Annotated in this window: 21 protein-coding genes; 8 read left to right on the top strand and 13 right to left on the bottom strand. The window is 62.4% G+C overall.

What is annotated here, in order from left to right; all coding sequences use genetic code 11:
• Positions 1-111: 111 nt before the first annotated feature.
• Both DCO45_RS01480 and DCO45_RS01485 read left to right on the top strand, forming a co-directional pair.
• Entirely contained in the window at positions 112-924 is an 813-nt protein-coding gene (locus DCO45_RS01480) for a pyruvate, water dikinase regulatory protein (RefSeq protein WP_116924168.1), read from the top strand.
• Between the two features lie 186 nt (positions 925-1,110).
• Positions 1,111-1,566, top strand: a complete 456-nt coding sequence (locus DCO45_RS01485; RefSeq protein ID WP_133247973.1) for a hypothetical protein — start codon at positions 1,111-1,113, stop codon at positions 1,564-1,566.
• A gap of 115 nt (positions 1,567-1,681) precedes the next feature.
• Here the strand turns inward: DCO45_RS01485 and DCO45_RS01490 are convergent, their stop codons facing one another.
• From DCO45_RS01490 to DCO45_RS01505, 4 genes are all read right to left on the bottom strand, one after another.
• On the bottom strand, positions 1,682-2,470 hold the full coding sequence (locus tag DCO45_RS01490) for a transporter substrate-binding domain-containing protein (RefSeq protein WP_116924170.1): 789 nt from the start codon (positions 2,468-2,470) through the stop codon (positions 1,682-1,684).
• A 163-nt stretch (positions 2,471-2,633) separates the two neighbouring features.
• Positions 2,634-3,179 carry a glycine zipper 2TM domain-containing protein gene (locus DCO45_RS01495; RefSeq protein ID WP_116924171.1) on the bottom strand — a complete coding sequence of 182 codons (546 nt, stop codon included), beginning with the start codon at positions 3,177-3,179 and terminating at the stop codon, positions 2,634-2,636.
• A gap of 81 nt (positions 3,180-3,260) precedes the next feature.
• Entirely contained in the window at positions 3,261-3,710 is a 450-nt protein-coding gene (gene dut, locus DCO45_RS01500) for a dUTP diphosphatase (RefSeq protein ID WP_116924172.1), read from the bottom strand.
• Positions 3,711-3,893: 183 nt separating this feature from the next.
• Positions 3,894-4,388 carry a hypothetical protein gene (locus DCO45_RS01505; RefSeq protein WP_116924173.1) on the bottom strand — a complete coding sequence of 165 codons (495 nt, stop codon included), beginning with the start codon at positions 4,386-4,388 and terminating at the stop codon, positions 3,894-3,896.
• A gap of 260 nt (positions 4,389-4,648) precedes the next feature.
• Between DCO45_RS01505 and trxA the strand changes: the two genes are divergently transcribed.
• The 5 genes from trxA (at position 4,649) to DCO45_RS01530 (ending at position 10,570) form a co-directional block, all read left to right on the top strand.
• Entirely contained in the window at positions 4,649-4,981 is a 333-nt protein-coding gene (gene trxA, locus DCO45_RS01510; RefSeq protein ID WP_027010832.1) for a thioredoxin TrxA, read from the top strand.
• Between the two features lie 363 nt (positions 4,982-5,344).
• Positions 5,345-6,607 (top strand): transcription termination factor Rho, encoded by a 1,263-nt coding sequence (gene rho / locus DCO45_RS01515; RefSeq protein WP_021026598.1) that lies wholly within the window; start codon positions 5,345-5,347, stop codon positions 6,605-6,607.
• Positions 6,608-7,029: 422 nt separating this feature from the next.
• On the top strand, positions 7,030-7,275 hold the full coding sequence (locus tag DCO45_RS01520) for a type B 50S ribosomal protein L31 (protein ID WP_116924174.1): 246 nt from the start codon (positions 7,030-7,032) through the stop codon (positions 7,273-7,275).
• 194 nt (positions 7,276-7,469) lie between these two features.
• Positions 7,470-9,182, top strand: coding sequence for a hypothetical protein (locus tag DCO45_RS01525; RefSeq protein WP_116924175.1), 1,713 nt, complete (start codon positions 7,470-7,472; stop codon positions 9,180-9,182).
• Positions 9,183-9,199: 17 nt separating this feature from the next.
• The gene (locus DCO45_RS01530) at positions 9,200-10,570 is read left to right on the top strand and encodes an MATE family efflux transporter (RefSeq protein ID WP_116924176.1); all 1,371 of its coding nucleotides are present in this window, start codon (positions 9,200-9,202) and stop codon (positions 10,568-10,570) included.
• Here the strand turns inward: DCO45_RS01530 and phoR are convergent.
• The 7 genes from phoR to pstS all read right to left on the bottom strand — a co-directional run bounded on the left by phoR (position 10,567) and on the right by pstS (position 17,297).
• Positions 10,567-11,916 carry a phosphate regulon sensor histidine kinase PhoR gene (phoR, locus tag DCO45_RS01535; protein WP_116924177.1) on the bottom strand — a complete coding sequence of 450 codons (1,350 nt, stop codon included), beginning with the start codon at positions 11,914-11,916 and terminating at the stop codon, positions 10,567-10,569. The two genes, DCO45_RS01530 and phoR, sit on opposite strands and share 4 nt — an antisense overlap.
• Positions 11,917-12,023: 107 nt before the next feature.
• Complete coding sequence (gene phoB, locus DCO45_RS01540; RefSeq protein WP_021026591.1) at positions 12,024-12,731, bottom strand: phosphate regulon transcriptional regulator PhoB; 708 nt, start codon at positions 12,729-12,731, stop codon at positions 12,024-12,026.
• Between the two features lie 10 nt (positions 12,732-12,741).
• Positions 12,742-13,443, bottom strand: coding sequence for a phosphate signaling complex protein PhoU (gene phoU / locus DCO45_RS01545; RefSeq protein ID WP_116924178.1), 702 nt, complete (start codon positions 13,441-13,443; stop codon positions 12,742-12,744).
• Positions 13,444-13,486: 43 nt separating this feature from the next.
• A complete protein-coding gene (gene pstB / locus DCO45_RS01550) occupies positions 13,487-14,278 on the bottom strand; it encodes a phosphate ABC transporter ATP-binding protein PstB (protein WP_116924179.1) in 792 nt (263 codons plus the stop codon).
• Between the two features lie 19 nt (positions 14,279-14,297).
• A complete protein-coding gene (gene pstA, locus DCO45_RS01555; protein WP_116924180.1) occupies positions 14,298-15,179 on the bottom strand; it encodes a phosphate ABC transporter permease PstA in 882 nt (293 codons plus the stop codon).
• Positions 15,176-16,147 carry a phosphate ABC transporter permease subunit PstC gene (pstC, locus tag DCO45_RS01560; protein ID WP_043339725.1) on the bottom strand — a complete coding sequence of 324 codons (972 nt, stop codon included), beginning with the start codon at positions 16,145-16,147 and terminating at the stop codon, positions 15,176-15,178. The genes pstA and pstC overlap by 4 nt, the downstream gene beginning before the upstream one ends.
• A 112-nt stretch (positions 16,148-16,259) precedes the next feature.
• Positions 16,260-17,297 carry a phosphate ABC transporter substrate-binding protein PstS gene (pstS, locus tag DCO45_RS01565; protein ID WP_116924181.1) on the bottom strand — a complete coding sequence of 346 codons (1,038 nt, stop codon included), beginning with the start codon at positions 17,295-17,297 and terminating at the stop codon, positions 16,260-16,262.
• Positions 17,298-17,636: 339 nt separating this feature from the next.
• On the opposite strand from pstS, the gene DCO45_RS01570 reads away from it, so the two are divergent.
• A complete protein-coding gene (locus DCO45_RS01570; protein WP_313900087.1) occupies positions 17,637-19,157 on the top strand; it encodes a Ppx/GppA phosphatase family protein in 1,521 nt (506 codons plus the stop codon).
• A gap of 51 nt (positions 19,158-19,208) precedes the next feature.
• On the opposite strand, the gene DCO45_RS01575 is transcribed toward DCO45_RS01570, so the two are convergent.
• Together DCO45_RS01575 and DCO45_RS01580 are read right to left on the bottom strand one after the other, a co-directional pair.
• Complete coding sequence (locus DCO45_RS01575; RefSeq protein ID WP_116924183.1) at positions 19,209-20,183, bottom strand: 2-hydroxyacid dehydrogenase; 975 nt, start codon at positions 20,181-20,183, stop codon at positions 19,209-19,211.
• 195 nt (positions 20,184-20,378) lie between these two features.
• Positions 20,379-21,209 carry a GNAT family N-acyltransferase gene (locus tag DCO45_RS01580; RefSeq protein WP_116924184.1) on the bottom strand — a complete coding sequence of 277 codons (831 nt, stop codon included), beginning with the start codon at positions 21,207-21,209 and terminating at the stop codon, positions 20,379-20,381.
• Between the last annotated feature and the right edge of the window lie 153 nt (positions 21,210-21,362).

A 21,362-nucleotide genomic window follows, 5' to 3' on the forward strand; every position in this document is an offset into this window, starting at 1 on the left:
GCTGCCATTTTGCTTGCGACTTGCTGAACACCGTGGTCAACAATGACAAACCCCGCACGCAGCTGTGCGCAGCCTGCGCCAGAATTCGCCCGTTACCGCCGATGTACCACCATGCACCAACGCACCATTTTCTTTATCTCTGATGGCACCGGCGTGACAGCCGAGACCTTTGGCCGCGCCATCATGAAGCAGTTCGACATCACCACCCGTGCGGTGCGCCTGCCCTTTGTGGACACGGTCGACAAGGCCCACCAGGCCGTGCACCAGATCAACCACACAGCCGAGAAAGAGGGCAAAAAGCCCATTGTGTTCACCACCTTGGTCGAACCGGAGACCGTCAAAGTAGTGCATGAGCACTGCAAAGGCCTGGTGATGGACATGTTTGCCACCTTTGTGCAGCCGCTCGAAGACGAGCTGGGCGCCAAGTCGCACCACCGCATCGGCCGCTTTACCGACATCAGCGAGAGCAAGGAATACTTCGACCGCATGGAGGCGATCAATTTCAGCCTGGCGCACGATGATGGCCAAACCAACCATGACCTGGCCGGTGCCGATGTGATTTTGGTCGGGGTCAGCCGCAGCGGCAAGACCCCTACCAGCCTGTACCTGGCAATGCAGTTTGGCCTCAAGGTCGCCAACTACCCGCTGATCCCCGAGGATTTTGACCGCCAGCAGCTGCCCCCGGCCCTGCTGCCCTATAAAAAGAAGATCTTTGGCCTGACCATTGCACCCGAGCGCCTGTCCCAGATCCGCAATGAGCGCCGCCCCGACTCACGCTACGCCAGCCTGCAAAACTGCCGCATGGAAGTGGCCGAGGCCGAGTCGATGATGCGCCGCGCCGGCATCCAGTGGCTGTCGACCACGCACAAGTCCATCGAGGAGATTGCCGCCGTGGTGATGCAGGGACTGAAGCAGGACGAGTGAGCGGCGCGCTGCCGATCGCTGCAAATCGCTGCCCATCATGGCCCCTGGCTATTGCCTAACGCTGCGCGTCAGGGATGCGCAACGTTACCCTTGCTTCGCACAGCTTTACAGCAGGCCGCATGCGCGCCTGCTATAACCAAGCGATCACGGCCCCGTGTGGATGGGCCGCCGCTCAGGAGTTCAAGCATGAACACAACATTGACCTGGATCGCCAGCGCCGGCCTCTGTGCCGCGCTGCTGGCCACCCTGTCCGCCCAAGCCGCCCAGCCGGGCGCTTTTTCCGTGACCGAGACCAAATCGGCCATCGGTAACAAACCCGCCAAGGCCCCGCGCACCAAGGACCGCTGCATCGGCCCCGAACTGGTGGACAAGGACGGCTTTCTCTACCCCGATCTGATCCTGTCCAAGCATTTCAGCCAGTGCCGCATCAAGGACAGCAAGCTCTTGGACAAGAACAACAAGAGCTGGACGGTGACCTGCGGCAAGATGCTGACCGCCCAGGCCAAGCAAACCAATACCGGTGACAACTTTCATCTGCACATCGATGCAGCACTGCTGGGCGGCGCGATGAAGCAGACGCTGGACTATGAGGCGCAGAGCTTGAAGCGCCAGTGCACGCCCGAAGACGAGCCGCTGGAATAGGCCCAACCCAACCGCCAAAGAATCAGTGGGCCTTGGCCCACTCGGTTTCATACCAACAGCGGCCAGGCCCTGCCCTATGGTGCCTTGTCGGCTAGCGTGGAGGTCACCTAGCTGATTACTTCAGCCACTTCTGCGCCTCTTGCTGCAGCACGCCGCGCAGTGCCAGCACATCCCAGGTGAACTGCATCACGCGCTGGTAGTCGGCATCGTCCACCGGCAGCATAAAGCCCAGTTGGTTGACGGGGGTCAGCGGCTTGTCCAGGTAGGCGGCGTAGAGGCGCGGGTCGGCCTTGCTGTAGTGCAGCGCCTCATAGGTCTCGGTGATCATCGCATCGCCCTTGCCCTCGGCGATCAGGCCCGGAATCTCGGCGTTCTTGTCATGCGTGCTGACCTGGGCGTTCTTCAGGTTCTGCAGCACATAGGCTTCGTTGGTGCCGCCAGGGTTCTTGATCACGCGCACGCTGGCCTGGTTCAGGCTTTCGGGCGTGGTGAATTTGTCCTTGTCAGCCGCACGCACCAGGGCCACCTTGCCAAACGGCGCGTAGCCCGGCAGCATCTGCACCTTGCTCAGGCGCGCCACATTGCGCGTGATGCCGCCCACGGCCACATCGAACTTGTTGTCCTGCAGGTCCTGCATCAGCTTGGGCCAGCTGGTGTCCACATACTCGACCTTGACTCCCAGCTCCTTGGCCATGGCCTCGACCACCTCGATGTCATGGCCGGCGTATTTGCCATCGGCCTTCATTGCAAAGGGGCGGTAGTCGCCCGGGGTGCCCACGCGCAGCACCTTGGCCTGCATGATGGCATCGAGCCGGGGGCCCGCCTGGGCAGGCAGCGACAGGGCCGCAAGCGCCGTCGCACTGACGGCCATGGCGGCAAGAGTGTTGGTTGTCTTCTGGAACATGGTGGCACCTTGGTGGGGTCAACTATCGGGAGGGAAGATCACGCAAAAAAAGCGTGCACACCGTTGCGGTGTACACGCTTTTTGAGACACGCGGCGCCATTGTGTCCCAGCGCCAGCCGCCTGCCCATCGGGGTTCACCCAAGCCTGGCAGGCGCTGCGCCGATCAATAGCGCGAGATCTGGCCCTGGTTGATCTGCACGCGGTCGCCCGGGCGCAGATCGCCGGGGTTGGGCACATCAAAAATGCGCTGGCCGCCGTTTTGCAAGTTGATATGGATGCGGTAGCCGCTGACGGTGCTGCGGCCGCTGCTCGACGACTGCTCCAGCGCATTGCCGGCCGCTGCACCACCGGCCACACCCGCTGCGGTGGCGGCCATGCGGCCAAAGCCGCCGCCCACCTGGTTGCCCAGCACGCCGCCAACCACGGCACCCAAGATGGCGCCTACGCCGGAGGTGCTGCGCGACTGCGAGCGCAGCTCTTCAATATTGCCTACGGTGCCATATTCCATGCCGTAAGGCGCTTGCTGCGGATAGCCGCCCTGCTGCGGGTAGCTGCCCTGTTGCTGGGGCGCCGGGCCTTGCGGGTAGCGGTTGTCATAACGGGGCGGTGCCTGGACGCAGGCGGCGAGCACCGAGGTGGCCGCCAGGGCCAGGCCCAGCTTGCTGGCGCGTTGCAGCAAGCTGCGCGAGCTTGAATTCGATGGGGACATTGCGCTCTCCTTTCAGATCACAAAAATGACGTTGCGGTCAAGGCCATCGTGGCCCTGCCAGTCTCAATACGGTGGGGCGGCCTATTTGGTGCCGGTGGAGCCATAGCCCCCGGCGCCACGCTCGGACACATCGCCAAAATCTTCCACTACCTGAAAGCTCGCCTGCACCACGGGCACGATCACCATTTGCGCGAGGCGCTCCATCGGCTCCAGCACAAAGGGCTGGCTGCTGCGATTCCAGGCGCTGACCATCAGCTGGCCTTGGTAGTCGCTGTCGATCAGGCCAACCAGGTTGCCCAGCACGATGCCATGCTTGTGGCCCAGGCCCGATCGCGGCAGGATCATCGCCGCGTAACCAGGGTCGCGCAGATGGATGGCCAGGCCGGTGGGCACCAGTTGCCAGGCGTTGGGCTGCAGGGTCAGGGGGGCATCGAGGCAGGCGCGCAAGTCCAGGCCGGCGCTACCAGGGGTGGCGTACTGGGGCAGCTGCGCTTGCATGCGGGGGTCGAGAATCTTCAGGTCAACAATCATGGTGGTGGTTCAGCTATCAATGCAGCGAAGGCTAGCATATACACAACGCCCGCCAGCGCAGTTGGTGCACCGGCCTACAGCCATTTACCGTATGCATACAAATGCAAGGATTTGCAGCCACAGCCGCCAAGCAACCCGCCGCCCCAGACCGTGACCGCATTCTGGCGGGCCCTGGGATGCCGCTTAGTCTTTCTGGGACCAGCCCTTTTTGAAGGCCGCAATCAGCATCACGATGCCCAGCGGCGGAAACATGATGCCCAGGATCGCGGCAATCAGCACCCCGATGAGCTTGAAGCCGCTGAACGACTTCTTGCTGGCCGTACCACTGCCGGCAGAGGTAAAAATCGATGTGGTAGATGCGCCTGAACTGCTGCGCGTTGTGGTGGTCAGCGTCTGCGCCGCGCCCTGGCGCCTGCCCTTGCGCGTCTGGTCCATCTGGCGGATGCGGTCGAGCAGCTCCTGGGCCTGGTCGGCGATCGGGTTGCTGCTCGCGTGGCTGGATGCAGCCGATGGCAATGGCGCCTGGCCGTGGCCTGGCCGCGCCGGGCGCTGCATGCTGCCCATGGTATGAGCGGCACCGGAGTTCTGCCGGGCGATGAGCTGGTCCACATAGCGCACAAAGTCGCCGTGCGGTGGTGTGTCATAGACAGACGCGCTGTCCCTGTTCAGCAGTGCCAATGGCCTCTCCTCTTGCCGCCGTCGCTTGCAAGCGGCAGCAGCGATTGATAGTTTCAAACTCCGGCATAGCAGCTGTGCATGCCTGGACCCTCTCGTCCCTCTGAGAGTGCATTGTGCTTGACATCTGGCGCCCCCACAACGCGTCAGATGCGGCGCGCGCTGCCTGCACCCGGCCTTGCTTTCTGTCACAATGGCCTCAACTTTTGTCCATGGCGCAACCCCTGGCGCCAAAAAACCCAAAATTTAACGAGGAACCTGCCATGTCGGAATCCCTGATCAAGCACACCAACGAAGCCAGCTTTGAAGGCGATGTTCTGCAACCCAACACCAATGTTCTGGTGGACTTCTGGGCCGAATGGTGCGGCCCTTGCAAGCAGATCGCTCCCGTGCTGGAAGAAGTGTCGGTCAGCTACAAGGACAAGCTGCAGATTGCCAAGGTCAATGTCGATGAAAACCGCGCCATCTCGGCCAAGTTCGGCATCCGTGGCATCCCCACGCTGATGCTGTTCAAGAACGGCGAACTGGCTGCCACCAAGGTGGGCGCACTGAACAAGGCCCAATTGACGGCCTTCCTGGACGAGCAACTGGCCTAAATCGAACCGCTGGATGCGCAGCCAGCGCGTCTGCATCCCGGCATGGCTGGCCAGATCTAGCGGCCATCGCCTACAAAGCACGGTTTTGGCCGTGCTTTTTGCATTTTTCAAGCATTTGATTTTTCTGTATTTTTATAAAAAAATCAAAAATCCTAGCCGCTCTCTGTCCCGCCTGATACATATAGTTGATAATTCAGGCAGGATGATCCTGCAGCAACCTGTCTATAATCGACATTTAGATCACCGATCGTATTCCGACCAAGAATAGATCAAGCATGGTCTCCGGCTTCGCGGTCTCCCGCTTATTGCACCGGCTCTGCATCCCCCCTACCTCTAACAGTTACTCCGTTCTGGAGTCTATCCATGCACTTAAATGAGCTCAAGGCACTGCATGTGTCTGAAGTCCTCAAGCTGGCAGAAGAGCTTGAAATTGAAAATACTGGCCGCATGCGCAAACAGGAGTTGATGTTTGCGATCATCAAGAAGCGAGCCAAGGCCGGTGAACAGGTTTTTGCCGATGGCGTTCTGGAAATCCTGCCCGACGGATTTGGCTTTCTGCGAAGCCTCGACACCAGCTTTACCGCCAGCACCGACGATATCTACATCTCCCCCAGCCAGGTGCGCCGCTTCAATCTGCACACCGGCGACATGATCGAAGGCGAAGTGCGCACCCCCAAGGATGGCGAGCGTTACTTTGCCTTGACCAAGCTCGACAAGGTCAACGGCCTGCCTCCCGAGCAAAACAAGCACAAGATGATGTTCGAGAATCTGACGCCGCTGTTCCCCAAGGAACAGATGCGTCTGGAGCGCGACATCAAGGCCGAGGAAAACATCACCGGCCGCCTGATCGACATCATCGCGCCGATTGGCCGTGGTCAGCGCGCACTGATCGTCGCGGCCCCCAAGAGCGGCAAGACGATGATGATGCAAAGCATTGCACACGCCATCACCGCCAACTACCCCGATGTGCACATGATGGTGCTGCTGATCGACGAGCGTCCGGAAGAAGTGACGGAAATGCAGCGCTCGGTCAAGGGCGAGATCATTGCATCGACCTTTGACGAGCCCGCCGCCCGCCACGTGCACGTGGCCGAGATGGTCATCGAGCGCGCCAAGCGCCTGGTGGAAATGGGCCAGGATGTCGTCATCATGCTCGACTCCATCACCCGCCTGGCCCGCGCCTACAACAACGTAGTGCCTTCGTCGGGCAAGGTGCTCTCCGGCGGTGTGGACGCCAATGCGCTGCAGCGCCCCAAGCGCTTCTTTGGTGCGGCCCGCAATGTCGAAGAAGGTGGCTCGCTCACCATCATCGCCACCGCACTGGTCGACACCGGCAGCCGCATGGACGAAGTGATCTTTGAAGAATTCAAGGGCACGGGCAACAGCGAGCTGCACCTGAGCCGCCGTCTGTATGAAAAGCGCGTCTTCCCGGCCATCGAGCTCAACAAGAGCGGCACGCGCCGCGAAGAGATGCTGCTCGCTCCCGAGATCCTGCAAAAGACCCGCATCCTGCGCCAGTTCATGTACAACATGGACGAGATCGAGTCCATGGAACTGATGATCAAGAACATGAAGCAGACCAAGAGCAATGTCGAGTTCTTCGACATGATGCGCCGCGGCGGCTAAACCCCGCCCTGCGCCCACCGGCCTGCCAACCCTCCGCTCAACACGGAGGGTTTTTTCATGCCTGCGCTGGCCTGTGCGTGCCCGCTACCGTCCAGGTCACACCACGGCCCGGTTGCACGGGCAGGCTCGATCACACCAGGCCAGGAGGCCCAGGCGCTGGGACGGCTGGATTTCCCGATGGCGCCCGTCTGGCTGCATGCGGGGCGCAAGCCGGGCTAAAGGCCTTCCCATCAAGGCTTTGCCATGGCGTCGCGTATCCCGCAAATGGACATCAGCCGACTGAAACCCCAGGTTTTGCTGAAAAAAAACCCATCCTATGCAATAATGGAGGGCTTTTATTGCGGAAAGTACGCCCAGTTTACTGGGATGCAAAGGTTGCATCCGGCTTGGCACGGCTCCCGCACTTGACCTAAGGAAGAATCATGAAAGAAGGCATTCACCCAGACTACCGCGAAGTGTTGTTCGTGGACCTGTCCAACGGCTTCAAGTTTGTGACCCGCTCGTGCGTGAACACCAAGGAAACCGACACCTTCGAAGGCAAGGAATACCCGCTGTTCAAGCTGGATACCTCGTCTGAGTCGCACCCTTTCTACACCGGCACCCAAAAGTCGGTGGACAACATGGGCGGCCGTGTGGAGCGTTTCCGCAACCGTTTCGGCAAGAAGTAATTTGCTTGGCAAAAGGGCTGCGGGCCGCAAGGCCTGGCGCCCTTTTTGTCTGTGCAATCCAAAGGCAGTGCGACACCGTACTGCCTTTTTTTTATTGACCCGCTTGGCGGACCCGCAGACAATGCGCGGTTCTCCTACATTTCTGGTGCAGGGCCTGATAAGCTGCTGAGCCTTGCTCCCTTTGGTAAGCCCGTGTGAATTTTCCGACCCCAGCCATCGTCTCCCAAGCCGCTGTACGCCCTCTGCCGCGTGCACTCCTGCTGCTGCTGTGCCTGGCCTATGTGGTGCCCGGCTTTATCGCCCGCGCACCCTGGAAGACCTTGGACATCACCAGCTATGGCTACGCCTTGGCGCTGGCAGAAGGCCGGACCCCCTGGCTGGCGCCGGAGATTCTGGGCCTGAGCCCGGACACCGAGGGTCTGATCCCCTACTGGCTGGGCGCCTGGGCCATCCAGGCCTTTGGCGACTTCATCTCGCCTGAGCTGGCCAGCCGCCTGCCATTTGCCGCCCTGCTCTGGCTGGCCTTGATGGCCACCTGGTATGCCGTGTACTACCTGGCGCGCAGCCCTGGAGCGGGCCCCGTGGCCTTTGCCTTTGGCGGCGAAGCCAACGAGATTGACTATGCGCGCGCGATGGCCGATGGTGGCCTGCTGGCGCTGATTGCCTGCCTGGGCCTGGCCCAGCCCTCGCACGAGGCCAGCAGCTACGTGGTGCAGCTGTCGGGCGTGTGCTTTGTGTTCTATGCGGCTGCCTGTATTCCCATCCGCTTTGGCACGCCGCTGTGCATAGGCGCGGTAGGCTTGGTGATGCTGGCGCTGAGCGGCGCGCCCACCTATGCGGTCTGCCTGGGTCTGGGCGTGGCCTTGATCCTGGCGCTCACCCCCGTCGATGCCAAGCTGCGCGCGCGCAGCCTGCAGGCCGCAGGCGTCTTTGCCATTTTGGGCGTGGCCGCCTTGCTGCTAGCCGTCTACCTGCACCAGTGGCAATGGCGCATCCTGCCGGCCGAGCATTTCCGCCAGTTGCGCCCGCTGTTTGAGCTGGTGGTCTGGTATGTGTGGCCGGCCTGGCCGCTGGCGCTGTGGTCGCTGTGGATCTGGCGCCGCCAGGTGGCCGACTGGCGCTTTGTGCACCGCCATCTGTGGCTGCCCATCCTGCTGGGCGCCTTGGCGCTGGTCAACACCGTCATCACCACCCCGTCCGATCGCGCGTTGCTGCTGGGCCTGCCCGCGTTTGCCGCGTTGGCCGCTTTTGCGCTGCCCACCTTCCGCCGCGCCATGGCGGCGCTGATCGACTGGTTCACCCTGCTTTTTTTCAGCGCTGCGGCCATCACCATCTGGGTGATCTGGCTGGCGGTCTACACCGGCACCCCAGCCAAGCCAGCGGCCAATGTGGCCCGCATTGCCCCTGATTTTGTCGCGCAGTTCTCGCTGCCGCAGTTTGTCATTGCCGTGCTGGCGACCTTGGCCTGGTGCGCACTGGCCTTCTGGCGCGCGCGCCGCAACCGGCCCGAGATCTGGCGCAGCCTGGTGCTGCCTGCGGGCGGCACCGTGCTCAGCTGGATCTTGCTGATGAGCATCTGGATGCCGATGCTGGACTATGGCCGCAGCTACACCGCCCAGGTGCAGGCGCTGGGCAAGGTGCTTCCCGCCCCCGCATCGGCCGGCTGCGTGGCCGCCTGGGGCCTGAGCCGCTCGCAGATTGTGGCCATGCAGGCCCAGGGCGGCTGGCAGCTCAAGACCTTGACCGACCCCACCAGCGCATCGTGCAACTGGCTGGCCATGCCGCTCGAATCACAGCGCACCCCGAGCAACGAGGTGCTGGGCCCTGAGTGGACGCGGCTGGCGGCCGTTGCCCGCCCGACCGACAAGAACGCGGAGATCGTCATCTACCGTCGTCAACCGGGTTGAAGGCGCGTATGCGGGAGATGTTGACGCGCCTGCTGGCAGGCCGCGATATGCGGGTGCTGGCCAAACATGCGGGCACGGTGTTTGTCGGCCAGATCGCCGTGATGGGCTTTGGCGTGGTCGACACCATCGTTGCCGGCCGCCATGCCGAGGCGTCTTTGGCCGCGCTGTCGGTGGGCTCGGCGATCTTTGTGACGGTCTATGTCTCTTTGATGGGCCTTTTGCAGGCACTGATGCCGATCTGGTCGGAGATGCACGGCGCGCGCCGCCACGGCGACATTGGCGCATCGCTGCGCCAGTCTCTCTACATCTGCCTGGCCGCCACCTTGCTGGGCTGGGCCGTGCTGTTCAATCCCGCGCCCATCCTGCGCTGGACCGAGGTGCCGCAGGAGTTGCAGTCGCTGGTCAAAAGCTACCTGGCCATCATCGGCTGGAGCCTGCCTGCCGCGCTGCTGTTCCGCATTTTCAGCACCTTGAGCCAGTCGCTGGGCAAACCCAAGATGGTCACCTGGCTGCAGGCCATGTCCCTGCTCGTCAAGCTGCCGCTGTCCATCTGGTTCACCTTTGGCGGCCTGGGCCTGGCACCGATGGGCGTGCTGGGCTGCGCCTGGGCCACGTTCTTGGTCAATTTCCTGCTCTGCGGCCTGGGCTGGTGGCTGCTGCGCAGCCAGTCCGTCTATGCGCCTGCCGATATCTGGCGCCCACTGGAGCGCCCGCACTGGCCCACCTTGGCGCAGTTTGCGCAGCTGGGCGTGCCGGCCAGCCTGTCGATCCTGGTCGAGATCACCTCGTTCACGCTGATGGCGCTCTACGTGGCACGCATGGGCACGGCTTCGTCGGCCGCGCACCAGATTGCGGCCAATGTCACGGCGCTGATGTACATGGTGCCGCTGTCACTCGCCATTGCGACCAGCGCGCGCGCCAGCTATTGGCGGGGTGCGGGCGATGAGGCGCGGGCGCGCCAGGTGGTGTTTCTGGGCCTGTTTGCCGCGATGGGCTTGGCCACCACACTGGCGCTGCTGGTCTGGCTCGCCAAGGGCTGGATTGTGCCCATCTACACCGCAACGCCCGAGGTCGCGGCCATCGCGCTGGGCCTGCTGGGCTGGGTCAGCCTCTACCACCTGGCCGATGCCAGCCAGACCGTGTCCATCTTTGTGCTGCGCAGCTACCGCATCACCGTGATGCCCTTGCTGGTGTACTGCAGCCTGCTCTGGGGCGTAGGCCTGTGGGGTGGATTTCAGCTGGCCTACCACGGCATCGCCGGCCGCCCGGCGATGGACTCCCCCATCGCTTTTTGGATGTGTGCGGCCTATGCGCTGGTACTGGCAGCGGCCTGCTTTTTGGTCTTGCTGCAGCGCGTCACCAAAAACGCGGTGCGGCAAAGCGCCTAAACGAGCTCCTCGGTCAGCTGCTGGCGCACGCGCGATGGTGGAAACACCACGCTGAACTCCGACCCCTTGCCGATCGTGCTGCGAATCTGCAGCTGCGCGCCGTGGCGCTGCAGCACATGCTTGACGATGGCCAGGCCCAGGCCCGTGCCGCCGGTATCGCGCGAGCGGCTGCGGTCGAGGCGGTAGAAACGTTCGGTCAGGCGCGGGATATGCTCGGGCGCAATGCCCGGGCCGGTGTCGGTCACACTGACCCGCCCCGAGCCATCGGGCTGGCGCGTGAACTGCACACGGATTTCGCCGCCCGCCGGCGTGTAGCGCACGGCGTTGTTGACCAGGTTGGACAGCGCGCTTTGCAGCTCATTGCCGGCACCGGCGAGCTCGTAGTGGCCGGCATCGGCATCTTCTTGCGGAAAGAACAGCTGCAAGGGCTTGTCGCCATCCTTGGCGATCATGCGTGCCAGGCCATGCGCATCTTCTTCGCAGCGCTTGAGCAGGCTGCCCACACTGACCCATTCGTTGAGGCTGGGCGGCGGGTTGCCCTCCAGGCGCGACAAGGTCAGCAGATCGACCACCAGCCCCTGCATGCGGTGGGCCTGGTTGGACATCAGCGCCAAGTACTGGGTGCGCTCCTCTGCGCTCAGCGGCAGGGTCTGCAGCGTTTCAATGAAGCCGGTCAGCACCGTCAGCGGCGTGCGGATCTCGTGCGAGACGTTGGCCACAAAGTCGCGCCGCATCGCATCGGCCAGCTCCAGCGAGGTGACATCGCGCGAGAGCAGCAGCTTGCGGTTGCCGCCATAGGGGAACATCTGCACCGACATGCGCATCGGGCTGGCCGCGCGCATTACCGGGCTGACCATCACCACATCCTTGCTGAAGTTGTTGGCGTTGAAATAGCCGATGAACTCCGGCGCGCGCACCAAGTTGGTGATGACCTGCATATGGTCGCGCTCGAGGTTGAAGCCGAAGTGGTCGCACGCGGTCTGGTTGCACCACTCGATATGGCTGTGCTCGTCGAGCAGCACCACGCCATTGGGCGAGGCCTGGATGGCCGTCAGCACCTGGTGCAGCCGGTCATCGGACTGCGCCTCGTTCTTTTGCAGCTGGCGCACCAGGCGCCGCGCCCGGTCGGCCGCCTCGCCCCACATGCCCATCAGCTGCGGGGCGCTGTCCGCGTCGCCATGCCGCAGCCAGCCCACCACCTTGTTGCCGCGCCACACATCCACCACAAACCAGCACCAGGCGCCTAAGATGGCCGCCAACAGTGCGCCGGGCAACTGCCCCAGCCACCAGCCCAGGGCCGCGCCCAGGGCCTGAAAAAACAAAAAACTGACAATGCGAAACAGCATGCAGGCCTAACGCTCAAAAACAAAAAAAGCTGCGACCAGCGCAGCCTACAAAAAAGAGCAAGCTGCCCGAATGCGGAAGTATCCCCGCATCACAGGCAGGCTGCAAGCTAAGCGCGCTGCAGCGCCTGGGGCTGGCCGGTGATGCGGTAGCCGGCCCCACGTACGGTCTCCACCATCACATTGGCAGCGCCCAAGGCCTCGCGCAGACGCTTGACATGGACGTCCACGGTGCGCTCCTCGATGAACACATGGTCGCCCCAGACCTTGTCGAGCAGCTGCGAGCGCGAGTGCACACGCTCGGCATGCTTCATCAAAAAGTGCAGCAGCTTGAACTCGGTGGGGCCGAGCTTGAGCAGCTCACCCTGGAACGTGACACGGTGCGTGGCCGCGTCCAGCACCAGCTCACCAATCGTCACACTGTCGTTGACCTGCTCGGGAATGCGCCGGCGCAGCACCGCACGGATGCGGGCCAGCAATTCCTGCGTGGAAAAAGGCTTGGTGATGTAGTCATCGGCACCGGCATCGAGCCCGGCGATCTTGTCAGGCTCGTCGCCGCGGGCGGTCAGCATGATGATGGGAATGCCCTTGACGCGGGCATCCGCACGCCATTTGCGCGCAAGCGACAGGCCGCTTTGGCCCGGCAGCATCCAGTCCAGCAAGATCACATCGGGCAGCACCGCGTCCAATTCGCGCTGTGCGGCATCACCATCCTCTGCCCAGATCGGCAGGCAGCCGTTGTGTCGCAGGTTTACCGCGATCAGCTCGGCAATCGCGGGCTCGTCTTCGACAATGAGTACGCGTGGCAGTTTTTTCATAACTCAGACTCTACAAAACACTCGATTCGATTTCTTGCATGGTGGTGTGGCGCACATCGATACCCTTGACCAGGTAAATGATGAGCTCGGCAACGTTTTTCGAGTGGTCACCGATGCGCTCGATCGCCTTGGCCAGGAACAGCAGGTCCAGGCTCGGGGAGATCTTGCGCGGATCTTCCATCATGTAGGTGATGAGCTTGCGCACAAAACCGTCGAACTCGGCATCGATCAGGTCGTCTTCCTTGAGGATCGACACGGCCGCCGTGGTGTCCAGGCGGGCAAAGGCGTCCAAAGTCTTGCGCAGCAGGCCCGAGGCGAGCTCGGCAGCCACACGCAGGTCCGACGTGGGCAGCGAGCGGGCGGCGCCGCTGTCGATGATGGAGCCGACCATGCGGGCCATCTTGTGCGCCTCGTCACCCATGCGCTCCAGGTTCGCCGTGGCCTTGGAGAACGCGATCAGCAGGCGCAGATCACGGGCCGTGGGCTGGCGGCGCGCAATGATGGTCGAGAGTTCGTAGTCGATGTCCACTTCCAGCTGGTTGACGCGCTTTTCCTGCTCTTCGACCCTGGCGACGGCCTCGGTGCTGAACTGCGACAGCGCGTAGATGGCCTGCTGGATCTGGGATTCGACCAGGCCGCCCAACTCCATCACCCGGGAGGAGATGCTGTTGAGCTCGCTGTCGAACTGTGATGAGAGATGTTTTTCCGTCATATCAGGCTCTTTTCGTTGTAGTGGAGGGCGTGACCGCGCCGGCTTAGCCGAAACGACCGGTGATGTAGTCTTCGGTCTCTTTGCGCTGGGGCTTGAAGAACATCTGCTCAGTGGCACCGAACTCCATCAGGCTGCCCAGGTACATGTAGGCGGTGAAATCGCTGCAGCGCGCGGCCTGCTGCATGTTGTGGGTCACGATCACCACGGTGTAGTCGTCTTTCAGCTCAGCGATCAGCTCTTCGATCTTGGCCGTGGAGATGGGGTCCAGCGCAGAGCAAGGCTCGTCGAGCAGCAGCACTTCGGGCTTGATCGCGATACCGCGGGCAATGCACAGGCGCTGCTGCTGACCACCGGACAGGCCCGAGCCGCTTTGGCCCAGCTTGTCCTTGACTTCGGTCCACAGCGCAGCCTTGCGCAGCGCCCATTCCACGCGCTCTTCCATGTCGCTCTTGCTCAGGTCCTCGAACAGCTTCACACCAAAGGCGATGTTGTCGTAGATGGACATCGGGAACGGCGTGGGCTTTTGGAAGACCATGCCGACCTTGGCGCGGATCAGGGCCACATCCTGCTTGCTGGTCAGCAGGTTTTCACCATCCAGACCAATATGGCCTTCGGCGCGCTGCTCGGGATAGAGCTCGTACATGCGGTTGAAGGTGCGCAGCAAGGTGGACTTGCCGCAGCCCGAGGGACCGATGAAGGCCGTGACCTTGTTTTCCGGGATTTCCAGGTTGATGTTCTTGAGCGCATGGAACTTGCCGTAGTAGAAGTTCAGGTCGCGCACCGAGATCTTGGAGTTCAGTGCACTGGCGTTAGCCGCATTGGTTTTTGTCAACATAGGGTTCACCTGTGAATACTTATTTTTGGCGCGCCATGCTGCGCGCAAGAATGTTCAGACCCAGCACGGCCAGCGTGATCAGGAAGACACCTGCCCAGGCCAGTTGCTGCCAGTTTTCATAAGGGCTCATCGCAAACTTGAAGATGGTGACCGGCAGGCTCGCCATCGGCTTGGACAAGTCGGTGTTCCAGAACTGGTTGTTCAGTGCGGTGAAAAGCAGCGGAGCGGTTTCGCCAGCGATACGGGCCACGGCCAGCAGCACACCGGTGATGACACCGGCACGGGCGGCACGCAAGGTCACCATGCTGATCACCTTCCACTTGGGCGTGCCCAGTGCGTAGGCCGCTTCACGCAGGCTCGAAGGCACCAGGATCAGCATGTTCTCGGTGGTACGGATGACCACCGGAATCACGATCAGCGCCAGCGCAACCACACCGGCATAGCCCGAGAAGCTCTTGAAGCGGATCACGATCATCGAGTAGACGAACAGACCGATCACGATCGACGGAGCCGACAGCAGAATGTCGTTGACAAAGCGGGTCACCGATGCGAGCCAGCCGGTCTTGTTGTACTCGGCCAGGTAGACACCGGCCATCACACCGATGGGCGTGCCCACGAAGGTGGCCAGGGTCACCATCACCAGCGAGCCCCAGATGGCGTTGGCGATACCGCCAATTTCATTGGGAGCCGGGGTCATCTGGGTGACCAGGGCCACACTCAGACCGCCCACGCCCAGGCGCAGGGTTTCCCACAGAATCCAGATCAGCCAGAACACGCCAAAGGCCATGGCTGCGAGGGACAGGGCAATCGCGACCTGGTTGACGCGGTTGCGTGCTCGGTACTTGGCAGCGCGCTGGCTGGCCAGATCGGATGCCTGGATCAAGCTTTCTCCGGTGGTCATGAACGGGCTCCTTCATTCTTTTGCAGGCGGCTCAGCATAAATTTGGAGCAGGCCAGGACGATGAACGTGATGAAAAACAAGGCCAGGCCCAGGTAGATCAGCGATGCCTGGTGCAGGCCTTCACCGGCTTCGGCGAACTCATTGGCCAGCGCCGAGGTAATGCTGTTGGCCGCTTCAAAGATGGACAGCGAGTTGAGCTGGTTCATATTACCGATCACGAAGGTGACGGCCATGGTCTCGCCCAGTGCACGGCCCAGACCCAGCATCACGCCACCGAACACGCCGGTCTTGGTGTAGGGCAGCACGACTTTCCACATCACTTCCCAGGTGGTCGAGCCCAGGCCGTACGCCGATTCCTTGAGAAGAGCGGGGGTGACTTCGAACACATCGCGCATCACCGATGCGATGAAGGGGATGACCATGATGGCCAGGATCACGCCGGCCGAGAAAATACCGATACCCACGGGTGGGCCGGAGAAGAAGGCTTCCATATAAGGAACGCCTTGGAACAGGTTCTGCAGCGGCTGCTGCACATAGGTGGCCAGCAAGGGGCCAAACACCATCAAGCCCCACATACCGTAGACGATGGAAGGCACGGCAGCGAGCAGTTCCACGGCGGTACCCAGCGGACGCTTGAGCCAGACGGGGGAGAGTTCGGTGAGGAACAGCGCAATGCCAAAGCTCACGGGCACGGCGATCAGCATCGCGATGAACGAGGTGGCCAAGGTGCCATAGATCATCACCAGACCGCCGTAGCGGTTCTGGACGGGATCCCATTCGCTGTTGAAGAAAAATCCGATGCCGTATTCACGGATGGCAGGCCAGGCGCCGACGATCAGCGAGCCCATGATGGCCAACAGCAGGGCCAGCGTCAGCACCGCAGCGCCACGGGCGAGGAACGCAAAAAAGCCGTCAGCGACGGAGTTGGAGAGCCAAGGCTTGCGCGTTGGCGGTTGGCTGGATTGCATCTGCGCTTTGCCGGCGGCAACCGTTTTGTTTTGAACAGGAAAGGATGTCGACACGTTTGATTCCATTCAGTGTGGAAAAGGGCCGCTACCCGAGCGACCCATCATTTTCGACTTACTTGGCGAACACAGCCTTGCCGCTGCCGTCCTTGATCTCGCCCCAGGACTTGTAGATGATGTCCTTGACGCTGGCTGGCATGGGCACATAGTCCAGGCCGTCAGCAGTGCCATCACCAGAGGTGTAAGCCCACTCGAAGAACTTCAGCGAGGTGGTGCCCTGGGCTGGCTTTTCCTGCAGCTTGCGCATCAGGATGAAGGTGGCCGAGGTGATAGGCCATGCATCCTTGCCAGGCTGGTTGTTCAGGATCTGGTAGAAGCTCTTGTTCCAGTCGGCACCGGCAGCAGCGGCCTTGAAGTTGGCGCTTTCCGGGCTGACAAAGTTGCCATCGGCGTTTTGCAGCTGGGCGAAGACCATCTTGTTTTGCTTGACGTAGGCGTATTCCACGTAGCCGATGGAGTTGGGCAGGCGGCCCACATAGGCGGCCACGCCTTCGTTGCCCTTGCCACCGGCACCGGTAGGCCAGTTCACGGCAGCGCCCTCACCCACTTTTTCCTTCCACTCGGTATTGACCTTGGAGAGGTAGTTGGTGAAGCCGAAGGTCGTGCCCGAGCCGTCAGCGCGGCGCACCGGAGCGATGGTGGCATCTGGCAGCGACACGCCGGGGTTCAGCTTGGTGATCGCTGGGTCATTCCACTTGGTGATCTTGCCCAGGTAAATGTCGCCCAGCACTTGGCCGTTGAGCTTGAGTTGACCGGGGGTGATGCCCTTGATGTTGACCACGGGCACAATGCCACCGATCACGGTGGGGAACTGCACCAGACCCTTTTGTGCCAGCTCTTCATCCTTCAAAGGCATGTCGGAGGCACCGAAGTCCACGGTCTTGGCATCGATTTGCTTGATGCCGGCGCTCGAACCCACCGATTGGTAGTTGATCTTGACGCCAGTGGCCTTGTTGTAGTCGGCAGCCCACTTGGAATACAGTGGAGCTGGGAAGCTTGCACCGGCACCCGTAGCCTCTTCGGCCTGCACCTGGGCAAACGCACCGGCGGCAACCAGACCAGCAACCAGCACTCGAATCGCGGACACTTTCATGAAAACTCCTGTTGGTGATGAAACGCAATGGAGTGAACTGTAAAAAATGTATATGACACTGGCATGACATTTTTCACCCCATTTGCCTCTGAAGGGGATCGATGTCACACAACAACAGCGCATAAGATTGTCATATTAGATTCACGGGAAAGACTTACTTTTAAGTTTTGTCAGCATGCCGCTGTATAGCGGACGTACACAGGAGACGAGGGATCCTGTGCAAAGCCCTCGCCAAGCGGAAGAACGCGGACAGTCTAAGACCGCGCACAGCCCACGGCAGGGAGCTTTGCACAGGGTGCTCAGGTGCTATGCTGCCTGCCTAGACTGCAGAACCGATAGATGACGACACTTATGCTTGATGGCACCTTGCTTGCCGCGGTGGATCTGGGATCCAATAGTTTCCGCCTGGAAGTTGGCCGCTATGCCGCGGGCCATATTGAACGCGTGCAATATTTCAAGGAGATGGTCCGCCAGGGCGCCGGTCTCGATGAGCAAGGCCTGCTGACGGCCGAGGCCATGCAGCGCGGCTGGGATTGCCTGGCGCGCTTTGCCGAGCGCCTGCAGGGCTTTCCTGCCGCCCATGTGCGCGCCGTAGCCACCCAGACCTTGCGCGAAGCGCGCAACAGCGATGTCTTCATCCAGCGCGCCAACCAGATTCTGGGTTACCCGATCAGCATCATCTCCGGGCCGGAAGAAGCGCGCCTGATCTACCAGGGCGCGGCCCACTCGCTGCCCCCATCGGACGAGCGCCGCCTGGTGGTCGATATCGGCGGCCGCTCCACCGAGCTGATCCTGGGCCAGCGCTACAGCTCGCAGCGCGTGGCCTCCTTCCCCGTGGGCAGCGTGGCCTGGTCGCTGCGCTATTTCCCCCAGGGTGAGTTCAGCAAATCGGCGCTGAAAACCGCGCAGATCGCCGCCCAGGCGGTGATGGAAGAAGCAGCCCACCATTTTGTGCCCGGCAGCTGGGACTGCGCCTATGGCACCTCGGGCACGGCCAACGCGATTGCCGATGTGCTGGCGCTGCACGGCGGCCAGCCCGACGTGGTCACGCGCGAGCAACTGCACTGGCTCTGCGACCAATTGCTGGCCGCCGGCAATGCCAGCGAGCTGCGGCTCGAAGGCCTCAAGGAAGAGCGCCGGGCGGTGATTGGCGGCGGCGTGACCGTGCTTTGCGCGGTGTTTGATCTGCTGCAGATCGGGGAGCTGCGCATTGCCAGCGGCGCGCTGCGCCAGGGCCTGCTGCGCGACATGGTGCAGCACGAGGAGTTCAGCGATATCCGCCACCGCACTATCGCCGCGCTCAAGGAGCGCTACCAGGTCGATCGCACCCAAGCGGGCCGCGTGCAGCGCACTGCCGCCACCTTGTACGAGCAGGCACGCCGCTATGCGGGTTCGACCGCGCCGGCCGAGCTGCAGTCGCCGATGCTCGACTGGGCCAGCCAGCTCCATGAGATCGGCTGCCTCATCTCCCACACCGACCACCACCACCACGGCGCCTATGTGCTGGGCCACAGCGATGTGCCCGGCTTTACGCAAACCGAGCTGTCCCACCTGGCAGCCCTGGTGCTGGCGCAGAGAGGCAAGCTGCGCAAGGTCGATGCCTTCTTGCAGGACCGCGATTTTGCGCTGGAGCTGCTGTGCCTGCGCCTCGCGACCCTGCTGTGCCATGCGCGCCGCGACCCGGCGCTCGACCAGATCTGCCTGCGCGACAAGACCGAAAAGTGGTCGCTCAAGGTAGCCCCCGGCTGGGCCGAGCAGTTTCCGCAATCGGCCTACCTGCTGGGCGAGGAGGTGCTGGCCTGGCAGAAGACGCCCTACCCCTTCCAGTTCAAGCAGGCGCTGGGCATCACCGCCAAATAAGGCGCGGCACACCCAGGCCGGTGACCGCATGGGTGTTTTTTCTGCCGAGCCTTAAGCGCCCAGATTCACGGGCGCGACGGCGCCCTTGCCCGAGAACACACCCGTCAGGTTGCCGATGAACTGCGTCAGGCTCGCCTGGGTGGCCTCTGGCGACCAGCCCGCCACATGGGGCGTGATGAGGATGTTGGGCAGGTCGATCAGCGGCTCGGGGCGATGCGGCTCACTCTCATAGACATCAATGCCGGCACCGGCAATGGTGCCGTCCTTCAAGGCGGCCGCCAGCGCCAGCGTATCGACCACCGAGCCCCGCGCGATATTGATCAGGTAACCCTGGGGGCCCAGCGCCTGCAGAATCTCTGCATTGACCAGGTGCTTGGTGCCCGGTCCGCCCGGCGTGGCGCAGACCAGGATGTCGGCCCAGCTGGCCAGCGCATGCAGCGAATCGAAATAGCGGTGGCCCACCCCTGCCTTGGGCTGGCGGTTGTGGTAGCCCACCGGCATGTCAAAGCCTTCAGCACGCCTGGCAATCTTCAGGCCGATATGGCCCAGGCCCAGAATGCCCAGCTTCTTGCCCGACACGCTGGGCGGATGGGCCAGGCTGTAGCGGTCGACACCGGCGCGGGCCTGCTGGTCCAGGGTGCGGAAGTTGCGCATCGACGCCAGAATCAGGCCAAAGCTGTGGTCGGCCACGCTGGTGTCGTTGGTGCCCGCCCCGGTCGCCAGCACAATGCCGCGTGCGCGCAGTGCATCGAGCGCCAAGCCTTCATAGCCGGCACCCAAGGTGCAGGCCAGGCGCAGCTGCGGCATCTGGGCGATTTCCTCGGCCGTGAGGCCAATCGAGCCAATGGTCAACACGGCCTGTGCCTGGGCGCCGTGCGAGGCCACCGCGCTGGCGCGCAGCTCGGGGGTGGGTGCATACACCACGTCAGCATGCGCGCGGATCTGGTCGAGCAGCGGCTCGGCCATGGGGTTGAACACCAGCAAGGTAATCGGCGGTTGTGGGGATTGCGAGAGAGAGCTCACCATAGGTCCTTTGGATAGCAAAAAACACTGCTTGCAGCACAAGCAGTGTTTTGATTATGAGGACTTTCCACTAGGCCTATATGCATCCATTCTGTATGCCTACGTTGCCGCCTTGGAATGGATCCGAGAGGTGAACCGTCACTTGCGTCCGGCATCCTTCAGAAGGGGATGCGCAGCGCTAGCAAGCGGCTTGCGCCATCAACCCAGAAAGTGCTTGCGGTAGCGCGCAGGCAGGCGGTCGAGCTGCATCAGCATCGGCAGATCAGCGGTGTTGAAGTCCGGATCCCAGGCCGGCGCGCCGATCACCTCGGTGCCGACCCGCAGATAGCCCTTGATGAGCGCAGGCGGCTCTACATCGACCTGGTCATTGAGTTGCCCCAGCGGCAGCGGCAGGTGCGGCACGACGCTGTATTCCTGGGAGATCTGGCCCTTGGCTAGCAGCTGGCGCCAGATGCTGGCAGCGGCATCGCCACTGACAATGCCGTTGTGCCACATGGGGATGCTCGCGCAGCCCATCATCACATCGAGCTTGTTACGCAGCATGAAGCTGGCCAGCGCGCCCCAAAGCGCCATGATCACCCCGCCCTGGCGGTAGTCCGGATGCACGCAGCTGCGGCCGAGTTCCACCATGCGCGGGCGCAATGCATCAATGGCGCTCAGGTCAAACTCTCCGTCAGAATAGGTGCGGCCGGCGCGCAGGGCCTGCGCGGGGGTCAGCAGGCGGTAGGTGCCGATCACCTGCTTGCTCTGGCCCTGGCGCACCAGCAGGTGCTCGCAGTAGTCATCAAAGCCGTCGACATCATGGCCTTCCAGGCTGGTTTGCAGCTGCGCGCCCATCTCGCCGGCAAAAATCTGGTGGCGCAGACGCTGGGCTTCGCGCACCTCGTCGAGGTGGCAGGCCCAGGAGACCTCGATGTCCAGCGGGTTGGCCGCCGCGGCGGTTGCAGGCAGGCTGGCCTGCGGTTTCGGCGCCGAGGGCGTGACAATGGCGGTCTCGGATGCGCTGAAAAAGCTGTGTTTGTTGTGCATGGCAGAGCTCCTGTGGCGCCCTGCCGCCCTTGCATGGTGCCAGACCGCCGTGCGGCCCCGGCTGCTCGACGGGCTGATACAGAGCGCCTTCAGTGTCCTGCGCGCAGATGACAGTGCCATGTGCAAAACATGACAGTTGCATGACGCTGTGTG

The organism is Comamonas sp. JNW, from assembly GCF_003105075.1.
Lineage (GTDB): Bacteria > Pseudomonadota > Gammaproteobacteria > Burkholderiales > Burkholderiaceae_C > Comamonas > Comamonas squillarum.

Excerpts from the sequence above, each read along its gene's own strand:
- DCO45_RS01575 (WP_116924183.1), bottom strand. The coding sequence starts at position 20,183 with ATGGTGAGCTCTCTCTCGCAATCCCCACAACCGCCGATTACCTTGCTG.
- pstB (WP_116924179.1), bottom strand. The coding sequence starts at position 14,278 with ATGTTGACAAAAACCAATGCGGCTAACGCCAGTGCACTGAACTCCAAG.
- DCO45_RS01490 (WP_116924170.1), bottom strand. The coding sequence starts at position 2,470 with ATGTTCCAGAAGACAACCAACACTCTTGCCGCCATGGCCGTCAGTGCG.
- pstS (WP_116924181.1), bottom strand. The coding sequence starts at position 17,297 with ATGAAAGTGTCCGCGATTCGAGTGCTGGTTGCTGGTCTGGTTGCCGCC.
- dut (WP_116924172.1), bottom strand. The coding sequence starts at position 3,710 with ATGATTGTTGACCTGAAGATTCTCGACCCCCGCATGCAAGCGCAGCTG.
- DCO45_RS01485 (WP_133247973.1), top strand. The coding sequence starts at position 1,111 with ATGAACACAACATTGACCTGGATCGCCAGCGCCGGCCTCTGTGCCGCG.
- pstC (WP_043339725.1), bottom strand. The coding sequence starts at position 16,147 with ATGCAATCCAGCCAACCGCCAACGCGCAAGCCTTGGCTCTCCAACTCC.
- DCO45_RS01580 (WP_116924184.1), bottom strand. The coding sequence starts at position 21,209 with ATGCACAACAAACACAGCTTTTTCAGCGCATCCGAGACCGCCATTGTC.
- DCO45_RS01570 (WP_313900087.1), top strand. The coding sequence starts at position 17,637 with ATGACGACACTTATGCTTGATGGCACCTTGCTTGCCGCGGTGGATCTG.
- rho (WP_021026598.1), top strand. The coding sequence starts at position 5,345 with ATGCACTTAAATGAGCTCAAGGCACTGCATGTGTCTGAAGTCCTCAAG.
- DCO45_RS01480 (WP_116924168.1), top strand. The coding sequence starts at position 112 with ATGCACCAACGCACCATTTTCTTTATCTCTGATGGCACCGGCGTGACA.
- DCO45_RS01520 (WP_116924174.1), top strand. The coding sequence starts at position 7,030 with ATGAAAGAAGGCATTCACCCAGACTACCGCGAAGTGTTGTTCGTGGAC.
- phoU (WP_116924178.1), bottom strand. The coding sequence starts at position 13,443 with ATGACGGAAAAACATCTCTCATCACAGTTCGACAGCGAGCTCAACAGC.
- pstA (WP_116924180.1), bottom strand. The coding sequence starts at position 15,179 with ATGACCACCGGAGAAAGCTTGATCCAGGCATCCGATCTGGCCAGCCAG.
- phoB (WP_021026591.1), bottom strand. The coding sequence starts at position 12,731 with ATGAAAAAACTGCCACGCGTACTCATTGTCGAAGACGAGCCCGCGATT.
- trxA (WP_027010832.1), top strand. The coding sequence starts at position 4,649 with ATGTCGGAATCCCTGATCAAGCACACCAACGAAGCCAGCTTTGAAGGC.
- phoR (WP_116924177.1), bottom strand. The coding sequence starts at position 11,916 with ATGCTGTTTCGCATTGTCAGTTTTTTGTTTTTTCAGGCCCTGGGCGCG.
- DCO45_RS01495 (WP_116924171.1), bottom strand. The coding sequence starts at position 3,179 with ATGTCCCCATCGAATTCAAGCTCGCGCAGCTTGCTGCAACGCGCCAGC.
- DCO45_RS01530 (WP_116924176.1), top strand. The coding sequence starts at position 9,200 with ATGTTGACGCGCCTGCTGGCAGGCCGCGATATGCGGGTGCTGGCCAAA.